The organism is Sphingobium agri (assembly GCF_023051225.1).
Taxonomy (GTDB): Bacteria; Pseudomonadota; Alphaproteobacteria; order Sphingomonadales; family Sphingomonadaceae; genus Sphingobium; species Sphingobium agri.
In genome coordinates, this window is sequence record NZ_JALKHS010000020.1 from 45,696 (window position 1) to 58,185 (window position 12,490).

The 12,490-nt window shown below is 58.0% G+C and carries 13 protein-coding genes; 6 read left to right on the forward strand and 7 right to left on the reverse strand.

The features are described 5' to 3' along the window. The first annotated feature begins 233 nt into the window (after window positions 1–233). A complete protein-coding gene (locus tag MU848_RS17465) occupies window positions 234–1,082 on the forward strand; it encodes a helix-turn-helix domain-containing protein (protein ID WP_247234504.1) in 849 nt (282 codons plus the stop codon). A gap of 361 nt (window positions 1,083–1,443) precedes the next feature. Here MU848_RS17465 and MU848_RS17470 read toward each other — a convergent pair whose 3' ends face one another. Beyond that, a complete protein-coding gene (locus tag MU848_RS17470; protein ID WP_247234506.1) occupies window positions 1,444–1,653 on the reverse strand; it encodes a hypothetical protein in 210 nt (69 codons plus the stop codon). Window positions 1,654–1,769: 116 nt separating this feature from the next. Between MU848_RS17470 and MU848_RS17475 the strand changes: the two genes are divergently transcribed. Beyond that, window positions 1,770–2,627, forward strand: coding sequence for a class I SAM-dependent methyltransferase (locus MU848_RS17475; protein ID WP_247234508.1), 858 nt, complete (start codon window positions 1,770–1,772; stop codon window positions 2,625–2,627). A gap of 4 nt (window positions 2,628–2,631) precedes the next feature. Here MU848_RS17475 and MU848_RS17480 read toward each other — a convergent pair whose 3' ends face one another. The 4 genes from MU848_RS17480 to MU848_RS17495 form a co-directional block, all read right to left on the reverse strand. Further along, a complete protein-coding gene (locus MU848_RS17480) occupies window positions 2,632–2,874 on the reverse strand; it encodes a hypothetical protein (RefSeq protein WP_247234510.1) in 243 nt (80 codons plus the stop codon). 51 nt (window positions 2,875–2,925) lie between these two features. After that, entirely contained in the window at window positions 2,926–3,117 is a 192-nt protein-coding gene (locus tag MU848_RS17485; protein WP_247234512.1) for a hypothetical protein, read from the reverse strand. Between the two features lie 235 nt (window positions 3,118–3,352). Beyond that, window positions 3,353–3,673, reverse strand: a complete 321-nt coding sequence (locus MU848_RS17490; protein ID WP_247234514.1) for a hypothetical protein — start codon at window positions 3,671–3,673, stop codon at window positions 3,353–3,355. Further along, window positions 3,673–4,368 (reverse strand): ParA family protein, encoded by a 696-nt coding sequence (locus tag MU848_RS17495; RefSeq protein ID WP_247234516.1) that lies wholly within the window; start codon window positions 4,366–4,368, stop codon window positions 3,673–3,675. The genes MU848_RS17490 and MU848_RS17495 overlap by 1 nt, the downstream gene beginning before the upstream one ends. Before the next feature lie 147 nt (window positions 4,369–4,515). Here MU848_RS17495 and MU848_RS17500 point away from each other — a divergent pair, with 147 nt between their 5' ends. From MU848_RS17500 to MU848_RS17510, 3 genes are read left to right on the forward strand one after another with little or no spacing between them, the layout of a single operon-like run. After that, on the forward strand, window positions 4,516–6,135 hold the full coding sequence (locus MU848_RS17500; protein WP_247234518.1) for a glycosyltransferase family 2 protein: 1,620 nt from the start codon (window positions 4,516–4,518) through the stop codon (window positions 6,133–6,135). After that, on the forward strand, window positions 6,132–6,917 hold the full coding sequence (locus MU848_RS17505; RefSeq protein ID WP_247234520.1) for a DUF5672 family protein: 786 nt from the start codon (window positions 6,132–6,134) through the stop codon (window positions 6,915–6,917). Before MU848_RS17500 ends, MU848_RS17505 begins: the two co-directional genes overlap by 4 nt. Before the next feature lie 19 nt (window positions 6,918–6,936). Beyond that, complete coding sequence (locus MU848_RS17510) at window positions 6,937–7,893, forward strand: phytanoyl-CoA dioxygenase family protein (RefSeq protein ID WP_247234530.1); 957 nt, start codon at window positions 6,937–6,939, stop codon at window positions 7,891–7,893. 513 nt (window positions 7,894–8,406) lie between these two features. Here the strand turns inward: MU848_RS17510 and MU848_RS17515 are convergent. Next, complete coding sequence (locus MU848_RS17515) at window positions 8,407–8,673, reverse strand: hypothetical protein (RefSeq protein ID WP_247234522.1); 267 nt, start codon at window positions 8,671–8,673, stop codon at window positions 8,407–8,409. Window positions 8,674–9,084: 411 nt separating this feature from the next. Here MU848_RS17515 and MU848_RS17520 point away from each other — a divergent pair, with 411 nt between their 5' ends. Beyond that, entirely contained in the window at window positions 9,085–11,598 is a 2,514-nt protein-coding gene (locus MU848_RS17520) for a glycosyltransferase (protein WP_247234524.1), read from the forward strand. A gap of 51 nt (window positions 11,599–11,649) precedes the next feature. Here the strand turns inward: MU848_RS17520 and MU848_RS17525 are convergent. Further along, window positions 11,650–12,490: glycosyltransferase (locus MU848_RS17525; protein ID WP_247234526.1), on the reverse strand; the 841-nt coding region annotated here is incomplete at its 5' end.

Below are 12,490 nucleotides of genomic sequence, written 5' to 3' on the forward strand. Positions count from 1 at the left end.
AGCTGGCCATGGGGGCTGAGCTGAGATGACTGAAGGGGTGGCTGTGACCACATAATAGAAAGCCCGGCACGAAGGCCGGGCATCCATTTGGGTAGTGGAGCGACGTCGCCAAACGTCGACCGGGTCTCAAACAGTCCCTTCTCCCTACGCCAGATTGAACGCCGTTTCAAGGATGCGCACTTCGCGCCACGGTATCTTTTTGTCTGGTGACGGCCTTCCGCATGGAGGGACGAATGGGAACGCTTGGCTTTGGCGAGGCGATGGTGTCCGCGCTTGGCGCTGTGAAGACGCCGCGCCAAACAGGATACGCACGGGCGCGATCCGGTGCGCCGCACCCGACAGGCGCGCCGGTGCTGCGCGACAGTGTGGAAGCAGGGACCTTCGAACATGTCTTCTTCGTCGCCCCAGCCAAGGGCGAGACCGACCGTTTGCTGCGCGCCGCCCGCCGCATCCTGGACGCGGGCCGCCAGCTGCGCAGCGAAGCCCGACGCGACGGCCGTGAACTGACTCCGGCAGAACGGCTGCTGACGTCACTTACCGCAGCCAGCGTGCGGGTTTTCGAAGAGATCCTGACCCTTGCTCGCCTCAACAAGGGCCGTGTCTTCCCGAGCTATGATCATCTCACGCAGGCAACCAGTCTAGGCCGCGCCACCGTCGCGCGGGCCCTAAGAATTCTAGAGGGGATCGGCTTCCTCGTCCGCCAGCGCCGTTTCAAGCGTGTTGAAGGCGACGGCCCCGGCCCCCGTTATGAGCAGACTTCCAACGCCTATCGCGCATTCCTGCCTAAGATCGTCCAAGCCTATCTGCCCCGCTGGATGCGCCCGGCCCCTATCCCTGACGACGAGTTGCAGCGCGAAGCCGACCGGATCGAGGAACTCGAGCATATGCACGCCCGACTGCCAGCCCATGAGCAGGCCAAAGCCGCGCTTAAAGGCCCCCTGGCCAAGGTCCTTGCCCGGCTCGACACCGCGCTAGAGCGCCAGGAGCGTGAGTCTCAAAAAGAACCTCAACCGCTACTAGATTCATTTATAAAAGAGATCAGCGGAGTTGGCCTTAGCGGCCAACAACGTCATTACATATAAAACCCAGCTTCACCCTCACCCCAACCTCCCACAACACCACAATCCGGCAAAGCCTGAACGCACCGCTGCGCGGTGCGAATGCTCCCCAACGGGAGCAAACGGTTATGGTGTATGCAAAACCCGTCGAGGCGCTGGAGGACAGCTTTTAATGAGGAAGCGCAGATTCGATGGTCAGTAACCAGCGCTACCTTTGGAAACCGCAATCCGGAAAGCATGCGCGCCACCATATGCGGGCGAAACAGGGGACAGAATTCCCTTCCTCGTGGGCATAAGGCGGAATGGCTAGCCTTGGGCTTCCATCATGGTATCGGATAGCTATCTTCTGGATAGCCTTTTGGCCTAGCATTCAACGCCTGCCTGTTTAAGCCGCTGTCTTTGCAAGATCGAAACTGTCGGCCCGCGCCAGGCTCCAGCTTGACCGATAGAACTCGTTGCCTTCTCCGCCCGAGATCAAATCTCCTGACATCAGGAAGGTATGGATCTGCGCAAAGAACCCTATCGGCTTGCCGCTCGACAGCTTCCGAAGAAGGGCGATGATAGTTGCAGGCGAAACGGAGGAGACGCCTTCCACCGTGATCGATTGTGCTATCTATGGAGCAATTCCGCTGCGCGCCAAACTTATTTGCCCTTGCGGCGAACTTGCGGCAGCATCGCGCACAAACAGCTATCTGAAAACAAGGATGCATTATGAATTGGCCTGAGATCGAGACTTGTTCGGTGTTCCGCGGCACCGTCACCGCGATCGGAACGTCGGAAGTGGGAGCGCCGGAAGTGCGCTATAGAGGTGTGGCCGTTCCGCAAACGGTAGTCGCGACCAGTAAAGTTAACGGATACCACATTTCGGCATTTTGCGGACTCGATGCAGCGCACGACGACATCGCGCTCTATTTCCCGAACGGAGCCGTGGCAAATGTGATCCATTTCCATCGGGTCAACGCCGAGTGGAATGGGATGGAGGAAATATTCGTCCAAGGCACTGCAAGAGGGGGAAGGGGCCTTGAGATCGGCTCCCGCGCAAGAAGTGGGAATTCCTACCGGGACAAATTCCATCCGAGTTGCGAATACACCGGCATGGATGTTTGTGATGGCCCCAACGTCGATGTGGTTGGCGATGCGCATCATCTAAGCCGGTGCGTCCAGGGCAAATTCGACCACATCCTGTCGATCGCTGTTTTCGAGCATCTTCTCATGCCGTGGAAAGTGGCGCTTGAGATGAACAAGGTGATGAACGACGGCGCCCAAGCTCTGATTATCTCGCATGGCATATGGCCGCTTCACGAGGAGCCGTGGGACTTTTTCAGGTTCTCGCAGGAATCGTGGTCAGGGATATTCAACGTCCACACGGGCTTTCGCATGGTGCGGCAGAGCCAAAGCCTTGCGGCCTACACAGTGCCCAATTTTGCCAGCGGCGGCGACTTGCAGGGGATGGATATCAACCCGAGCTACCTTATGTCCGGGTGCCTCGTCGAAAAGATCGGACCCGCGAAGGTGCAGTGGGAGGAGGAAGTCTCAGATGTTTACGATATCCATTACAATCACACCTGAGACGTTATTCGTGAAGCTTGGTTGTCTCGACTGATAAGTCTACCCGCCTCTTTGAGGCGCTGACGGCCTTTCTAATTAGCCGCTCGGACTCGGTGCGGCTCGCCACGCGGAATCGCAGCATGTCGACCAGACCGAAATAATGCTTGGCAAGGCAGCGGAACCGCGTCACCACATCGCCGGAAAAGTCGTTGATGGTCTCAGTGAGGGCCGCCGACGCCTTCGGAGGAAAGGGCGATCGCCTTGCCATCGGTCAGGGCGTCCTTCTGAAAAATTGATGCCCGTATTCCATGTCTTATCCTCATTTTTGAGGATGAAGATGGCGGCGGTTGCGGGGACGGGAGTTGCGGATCGCTATCTGACGGGTGGCCAGGGCGGGCTCGTCGGCTTCGAACTGGCTGGTGGGCTCGAGGCTGGTCGGCGTCTTATAGACGCTTTGCAGCTTTTCTATCATGTCGCGAATATCGGTGACGCTTAAAGCTTGGCGATCCATCCCGGCTCCACGACCCACTACCAGCGAACGAGGCCGAGCAGCTCGCGTCCGGTATATCACCGGAGTATGTCCGTCTTTCTGTGGGGAAGCGATATTCTGGCTGACATCGATCATGCGCCAGCTGCCGCCGCATGAGCCCCCGAGGAGCTATGCCCTCATGGCGTCTCTCCTAACCTGTGAACTCATCTGAATAGCTATCGGATATCGATTAGGTATCCGATAGCTATTCAGATATTCAGGCGCCGCTTTTCTGCTTCTCGGCTAAGGCTGCGAGAGCCTGTTCCAGCACCGCGCCCAGCGGAAGACCCATATCATCAGCGATGGCATAAAGGGCTGTGATCGTCTCCTCGGTCGCCTTGATGTTGATCTGGCGGTTGCGTCCAGTGGTGTGACGCCGGGGCTGACGCGCCGGGGCAGGGGAGGGCGCGGCCTGAGCTTTCCGGCTTGGAAACCCGCTCGCCTGCGCAAGCTGGTCGATCGCTTCCGCCGCGACAGGGCGGGAAGGACTTTCTGGCGCGAAATCATCAAGGTCGCCAAAAGGGTTTGCCCTGCTCATCATGCCATCTCCGTCTTGTTTGCAGTCGCATTCCGGCTGTCCCTCAGCCGCTCGATCACCTCGACAGCGAACTGCTCGGCATTGACGATCGCCTTGTCGAGATTGGGCACGTCTTTCTCGTCCAGATCCTCCAGCGTCTTCCGGAAGGAAAAGATCGCCCTAAACGCCTCTCGCTCATGCAACTGCGTCGTGAACACCGGCACCCCGGCATCGTTGAGGCCACTCTGAATATGCCCCATGGTACGCGTGCGAATGATCGGACTAGTGCGGGTGAGGAGCACGCCGAAGGGCACGGCGCGTCCCGTCATCCTCTCATGCTGCTTGAGCACCTTGATGGCCCGCCCCGCCTGCTCGGCATCAAGCTGCGATCCTTGCATCGGGATCACTACCAGATCGGCCTGGCTGACGGCGAGCAACACAATCTTGGCGGCGGTGCCCTCCAGATCAACGATGACGAATGGGGTCTGCGCTGCAGCCTCCTCGATCTGGTCGAGGATATTGTCCTCGTCCACATCGGCGATGATGGAGAGGTTTTCCGAAAGATCGGCCCCTTTGCTCCAGGCCTGGATCGGATGATTGGGATCCGCATCGATCACCGTCACCTTAGCGCCACGCGCCACTTCCGATGCAAGCAAAAGCGCGGCCGTTGTCTTGCCGACGCCGCCCTTCGGACTGACAAATACGACTGTAGGCATGAGCGTCCCCCTTTTCGGATACCATCTAGCTATCTGGTGGCTATCAGGTCAATGGATAGCTATCGAGTAGCTACCGGATAATTCGAACTAATCAGGCTGGACGCTTTTCCTTTGTTCCTTTTGCCCAATCCGCTATCGCGGCGCCGCATGCAGCCGAGCCGGACAGAACCCTATCCTTTGGAAAAGGCCAGCGCCGGGCTGACCCTGGCTATCCATTTTGATGCTTTCCGTGCGGATCCCTGGGCTTATCTGACGGCCATGTGGTGGCGCATACGCCGCAAGAGGCTGCGGTCGCGTGGCCAGATGGCGCGGCTCCTGGGGACGTCGCCAAGAGCCTATGACATGTGGCTGATGTTGCGGGATCACGTCATTTCTACTGCAAACAGCAGCGGCGAAAAGCCGCCGATCCTGGCCTTGATTGATGTGAAAGCAGGGCGGGTAGAGGAGACCCTGGAAAATCTGGAAGCGGAAGGCTTGCCAGCGTTGTTGATTGGCACGGCGGACGTGCCGGATCTGGCGACGGCAGCACGACAGATTGATTGGAGCGCCGCGCCCTGGTTGATGCCGATCGTAGCCGGCGACAGGCTCGCGCGGGAGGCGGCAAGTGCTTACCGCGCTGCAATCGCCGGGGCGAAGGCCGGGATCATCTATGCGGATGACGACCTGATCAGCAAGGATGGCCGACGCACCGCGCCGCACTTCAAGCCTGACTGGAACAGCGAATTATTCCCGCATTTCGATTATCTGTCGGGGTCCTGCATTCTTCGGGCCTCGCGCAATGATCTCGAAGCGCTTTCCAGGACTCCTGATTGGCCCCGCCGATTGGTGGAACGGGCATTAGGAGAGGGGACCCCGCTGCATATCAGCAAGATCCTGCATCATCGCCAACAGCGCCCCCGCCCTCAATTACCGGCTGCTCCCGCCAGTCCAGCAAGTCCCCTGCCGTCGATCAGCGTCGTCATACCGACGCGCAATCGCGTGGATCTGCTGAAAACCTGTCTGAACGGCCTCGCGGCCACCGACTATCGTGACATGGAAGTCATCATCGTCGATAATGACAGCGACGATCCGCAGACGCTTGAGTTTCTCGCTGGCCTTGATCCTGCGCGTCATCGCGTTTTGCGGCATGCGGGGGCGTTCAATTACTCCGCCATCAACAATCGTGCCGTGGAAGAAGCGCGCGGCCGTCTGCTGTGCCTGCTGAATAATGATATCGAGGTGATAGAGCCGAATTGGCTGGCAACCATGGCGGCCCAAGCCATGCGTGACGATGTCGGCGCGGTTGGCGCGCGGCTGCTCTATCCCGATGGGCGTATCCAGCATGCCGGGGTCGTCATCGGTATGGGGAACGCGGCGGGGCACGCGCACCGCTTCCTTCAGCCCGATGAGGAGGGCTATTTCCAACGTCATGCGCTGCCGCAATTCGTCTCGGCGGTGACCGCTGCCTGTCTGGTCGTGACGCGCGATCGTTTTAATGCCGTCGGCGGCCTTGATGAGCGTAATTTCTCGGTTGCTTTCAACGATGTGGATCTGTGCCTGCGGTTGAACCAGCGGGGGTGGCAATCGCTCTACGAACCGCGCGCAACGCTCATACATCATGAGTCCGTTTCCCGTGGCTTTGACCGGGACCCTGAGGGCGCCGCGAGGCTGGCCGGCGAGTTGGACGCGCTGAAACGGCTATGGGGGACGGAGGAGGTCGTCGATCCTTTCCATCATCCTGAGCTGAGCCGCGCAAGCGAGCGCTTTGTGGTGAGGCTGGAAGCGTGACAGACCGACCCAGGCAGGAAGTTGCCCGCCTAGCGCTGCCACAAGTGACCTTGTGCGCCGCGACGTCGGTCAATGTGAAGGCGACACTGCGCGCGCTGGAGGCGAGCTTGGCGCAGGTCGACTTCGCGACCTGTAAACTCTTCACGGATGCGCCTGTGCACAACGTGCATAAGGATATTTCCGTCATCCCCATCCCACGGCTCAACTCTGCGGCCGCCTATTCGGATTTCATGCTCTCGCAACTGGTTGACCATGTGAAGACATCACATTGCCTGGTGGTGCAGTGGGATGGCCATGTGATCAACGCGGATCGGTGGCGTGCCGAATTTCTCGACTATGACTATATCGGGGCAAGCTGGCCGCAATTTGATGACGGGCATGATGTCGGCAATGGCGGCTTTTCCCTGCGTAGCCGGCGATTGATGGAGGCCTGTAGGGACGGCCAGTTCGTGCCTTTTCATCCCGAGGATATTGCGATCGGCCGGGCAAATCGCAGCTGGTTGGAGGGCCGGGGGGTGCGCTTTGCACCTCGGGCGCTGGCAGACTTGTTCGCCACTGAACGGAGCGGGAGCCTGGGACAGAGTTTTGGCTACCACGGCGTCTGGCATATGCCCTGTGGGATCGGGGTTGATGCCTTCTGGCGAATTTATCGGGATCTGGACGACAAAACGACCGTGAAACATGATTTTGCCAGCATCCTGAAGGACGTAGGACGTGGATCCGGCGGCTTCCGGCGCATGGTCAAAATGATATTTGATCGCGTGAGAGTGCGCAGGGGCTAGGACAAGGGTGAAGTCTGCTTTGACCAATATTTTTCCCGGCTTGCCGCTCATCGAATCTCCGCTTTTTCCAAAGCTCAAGGGATCGTTGGGGCTGACCCCGCAGGAGGAGCAGATCGCCACCGACCTTCATGAAAAAGGCTATGCGGTGTTCAGTTTCCCAGATGCGGACCTTGATACCCGAATTGAACGGATCAAGCATAATCTCGGCCCTCGCTATGGCATTGATTTTGAGGATTCGCAAAGCAACAAGACCCTGGGCGAGCGGCGCATTCAAGACGCCTGGAGTTTTGACGAGGACGTCCGTGCGATCGCTTCCAACGAGGCGGTGTTGGGTCTACTGAGCAGGCTTTATGGCCGCCGCGCATTTCCGTTTCAGACGCTGAATTTCCCGGTGGGTACTCAACAGGACGCCCATTCGGACTCTGTCCATTTTTCAAGCCTGCCCGAACGGTTCATGTGCGGGGTATGGCTGGCGATGGAGGACATTAGCTCCGAGGCCGGTCCGCTATTTTACTATCCCGGATCACATCGTTGGCCCATCATGTCGAACGCGCTGATCGGGCGGCGGGGTTATGGGGGTGACCTGAGCTCGGCGCAGGACCCATATAGTAGGGCTTGGTGCGCGCTATGCGAAGCTCATGGGGCGCAGGAGGAGACGTTTCTGGCGCGAAAAGGGCAGGCGCTGATCTGGTGCGCGAACCTGCTACACGGCGGCAGCCGTCAATCCGACCCCTGTCTGACGCGCTGGTCACAAGTGACACATTATTATTTCGACGACTGCATCTATTACACGCCGGCGTTTTCCGACGAAGTGGTGGGACGATTGCATCTGCGCGACTTGGTGGCGATCAGTGACGGACAACCTCGACCGAACAGCTATTTGGGCGAGCAGGTGGAGAAGCACGCTACGCCTACCCAGGCTCCTGTTCGGCGACCCTCTCTCCGGCGCCGACTGCTAAAACGGCTGTGCCGTTGAAGCTCATTGTAGCGAAGGGTTAAAGGCATATCAAATTTCAGGGATTGTTACGTGAAATTGGCAAAGAAATTCATCTACAAAATGATGGTTGCGAGCAGAGCTAAAGGCTTTGATGCCAATTTTTATTTATCTCACTATCAAGATCTTAAAAATATAAAAAGCAAGAGGCAGGCTTTAGCGCATTACTTGAAGGTAGGTAAAACTGAAGGAAGATTTATCAATGAAGATATATATCTTCAGAACGCTTGGTTAGAGAATAGCGATATTCGTGATGAGTTCGATGTTTCTGCTTATAAATTTTATAACAAGGACTTGGTCTCCAGATTTGAAACCGATGAGGAATTTTTCCAACACTATGTGCGCCATGGCCGCAAGGAAGGAAGAATCTCTCGTTTCGCGGAGGATGCAGACCCCGATAATCAGCTTCGGGAAGAGGAAAAGTGGAAATCTATATTTTCCACTTCCGAATTCCTTGCGTGGTGCGGGGATGAACTAGGGGATGATCTTCCGACATCACGGGAGGACGCGCTTGAGATTTTCTGCACGCAAGGCATCGAAAAACTTTGGCCGATCAATTTCGAATATGCCTTTGACGTCCAATTTCTGCGCGATAACAGCATTTTGCCGGAGCATAGCCATAAGTCCGACGCCGATCTCTACAGGGCTTGGCTGACGGAAGGTTTTCCGGCGGGCGCTGCGCCTAACGAATGCGTTTTTCTCGTCTCCTATCTCGGGGGGCTGCCGTTTCCGCTCTCTTTCAATTGGCAGGCGTTTGTCCAAAGGTCGGGATTGTCCCCTAGGACTACCCGAAGCCAAGCCCTGATCGCTCTATTCAACGAACCGGCGCGCAAGGTCATTCGTAGTATCGACCTTATGGGAGATGACGCTGCTTGGCTGCTTGGCTGTATTGCCCGTCGCGCCCTCACGCATGGTGAACCGCGCAAGGCAGTCTCCCTGTTCAAGCAATCGACTGCGATCAACCCTAGCGCGGAAACGCTATGCTTCCTGGGAGATGCGTACAGGGAACTGGACGCTGTTGAGGAGGCTCTCGAAGCTTATATGGGCGCGATGGATACGGGCCGCGCTCCCATATGGGCCTTTCTCCATACCACCTCGATATATGCTGATCGCAAGGAGTTTCCTGAAGCATTCGACATTCTGCGCAAAGCGCATCCTCTCTGGCGACAGAAGGTGGAGTTTGGGCGAAAGCTTCATGAGGTGGTTCAGCTCTATTTTGACCATCAGAGTGCGCGAGCGCATGCGCTCTATCGGGAGACGATAGAGGAAACCGGCCTTGTTCACCGAAAAGCCGTCGATGCGCTTCTCACGCAAACATTGGATGAAATCCGGGCACTGTACCTGGAACTGGAGAGCCTTCCTGTTCCCATAGGAGGAAACCTGGAAGGCTATGTAGCCATCCTCGCCAATGACGATCTGCGGCAATGTACCCATTATCGCATCGAGCAAAAGGCCTTGCAGTTCGAAAGCGCCGGCATACCGGTCAAGATCTTTTCCCATTCCGACGTTCAGGAATTTGTCGACAGCCTGGTCGGGGCGAGAGCCGCGATCTTTTACCGGGTTGCCGCTCTTCCGCCGGTTCTACGGGCCATTCTGCATACGAACAGCATGGGGCTGGATACCTATTATGAAGTCGACGATCTGATTTTCGACTCCAGCTGTTACCCTGATCCTTTCCCTTCCTTTGAAGGTCAGGTCTCGGCCATTGAATATGCGGGGCTGCAATTTGGTGTCCCGCTGTTCCGTTACGCCATGTCGATGTGCAAGGGCAGCATTGCCTCGACCCCCGCTCTGGCCGAGCGGATGCAGGCAGTGACGGCTACCGATGCTAACATCGTCATCCGCAACGGCCTTGATGAACGCAACAATGCGGCCGTCACCATGGGCGCCCACCCGATCCGACATTCAAGCGGGCGGGTGCGCATCTTCTACGGATCGGGCACGAAAGCTCATAATGCCGACTTCAACCGACTGGTTGCGCCGGCTCTTCTGGATCTTATGGAGCGTTATCCGCATGTCGATCTGGTGATCGTCGGCTATCTCAAGCTAAAGCCGGAATTGAGCGCGATGGGTGATCGGATCATCGCCTATTCGTTCATTTCGGACGTTACCGCTTATTGGTCGGTGCTTGCCAGTTGCGACATCAATCTTGCGGTGTTGGAGTCCAGCATCGTTGCCGACTGCAAGAGCGAGATTAAATGGCTGGAAGCAGCCGTGCTACAGATACCCTCGATCGTCAGCGCCACCAGGACCTATGAGGATGTCATCGAGGATGGCGTTGACGGCTATATCGCGCGATCCCCGACCCAATGGTATGACAGGCTGGAAACGCTGATCGCTGATCCCACTTTGCGCGAGGAGATCGGGGCGAAGGCGCGCGCTAAGGCCTTGCGGGACTATGATATCGCAGTGGCGGCGCGGACACTCTGGTCTGCTTTCGACAGCTCCGTTCAAAAGACTGTTCCCAGCCAACCCAAGCGCCCCCGGGTACTTGTGTGCAATGTCTTCTTCGCGCCGCAAAGCTATGGCGGCGCAACGCGGGTGGTCGAGGATAATGTCTGGACCTTCCAAGAGCGCCATCCCGATCTGGATATCGGCATATTCTGCTCGGCCGAGGGGTTTTCGCCTCCCGGTCGTCTCAGCATGGGGTCGGAAAAGGGCGTCCCCGTCTACAGCCTGTCGACCCTGCAGGAGGTCGACATGGATTGGCGGGCGTTCAACGAAGCGCATGCTGCGCCGTTCGAACGGGTTCTCGATCATTTCCAGCCCGATCTCGTTCATTTCCATTGCATCCAGCGGCTGACCGCAACGATCGTCGATGTCGCGCTGCGCCGGAACATTCCCTATGTCGTGACACTGCATGACGCCTGGTGGATATCGGACCATCAGTTCCTCGTGGATGAGGACGGCCTGTTGCACTTGCCCGGCACCGATGTCCTGGCGGATTGCGGTGCCGGGCGCGATCGGCTCCAGTCAATCGCCAGACGGCAGCGGCTGACCTCGCTGCTTCAGAATGCGCAAGCCAATCTCAGCGTGTCGGCGCCCTTTGCCGACATCTACGCAAAGGCCGGCATCACCGGGCTTCAGGTGGTCGAAAATGGCACACCGGCGCTCAGCGAAGTCGTGCGTTCGCCCCGTGCGGATTGCCGTGTCGCGCTCGGCCATGTAGGCGGGCGTTCCCCGCATAAGGGCGCGTCGCTCATCGAAGCGGCGCTTGGCCGGGGGAATTATGACAATCTGCACCTGACGATGGTTGACGGGACTTTATCGCCAGGCCAGTCGATCGACACATTATGGGGCACGACCCCGGTGACGCTGACCGCGCCATTTCCCCAGGCAGAGATGGGCCGACTTTATAGTCAGCTCGACGTGCTGCTGGCGCCCTCGACCTGGCCTGAAAGCTTCGGGCTGGTGACGCGGGAGGCACTGGGCAGCGGCCTGTGGGTGGTGGCATCGAACCTAGGCGCTATTGGCCAGGATATTGAGGAGGATCGCAACGGCTATGTCATCGATACGACGACCAGCCGGGATCTGAGCCAGGTGCTGTCGAAACTGGACGCCGACCCGGCGCGCTACAGGACGTCCCTACCTGCACGGACCGGGACGCCCCGCAGCATGGCCGATCAGGCCGATGCGCTCCACAATATCTATCAAGGCCTCATCGCCGCGCGGAGCATGTCAGCCTGAGAGGAGGCGCTACCGATTTGACAGCGCCCGCAGCAAGGACTGCCTCCAGGATCATGCTCTAAGCGGTTTATTCTCCGCATGTTCCGGGCTGACAGATGATTTCGTCTGGTTCGAGAATGTCTTGAGCAGACGCGGATAAGGCCGGCTGCGGGCGACACGGCTCAGATGCTGATACAGCTCCTCAGCCTGCTGCTCATGATCGACGATCTTCGCCTTGTAGGGATTATGGTGGCGCATCAGGTCCGCGGACCGGTCCAGGGCACGCTCGACAGCCGCCTTGAGCGCCGATCCGTCGTCCAGCAGCGGAATGATGTCGCCATTCTCGCCATCGACAACATCCTCCACGACGCCGCCCGCATCGGTCGTGATGACCCAGATGTCGCGGATCAGGGCCTCGCGCACGGTCAGGCCGAAACTCTCCTTCCACTGCGTCGGGAACAGCAAAACGTCGATCTGTGAATAGAAGTCATCCATATTGTCCTGATCATAGGCAGGCAATATTTTGAGGTCGCCGGTAATAGGCCACTGGTCGGATGCAATCGAAGAAAAGCCTAGGCTCAGAAGATTGTCGATGACGACCAGTTCGTAATCCGATCGTTCCAGTGTCGTGAACAGCTTTTGAATGAGATGCGCCCCCTTCACCGCCGCATTGCCGCCAACAAAGCCGAACCGCAATTTGGTGGATGGCGAGCGCTGGAAGTCGGTGCGGCGTGCGACACCGTTCCGGTTTAAGCCGAGACGTTCTGAGGAGAAGGCGTTGGCGCTGTAGATGTTGTGGAAAAAAAGGCTCGGCGTCAGCAGCAAATCGGCCCGGTTCAACATGTCTCGCAAGCGATACTGGCGGTAAAGATTGATGCCGGCATCATCGACGCATGTGCTGCACACATTGAGA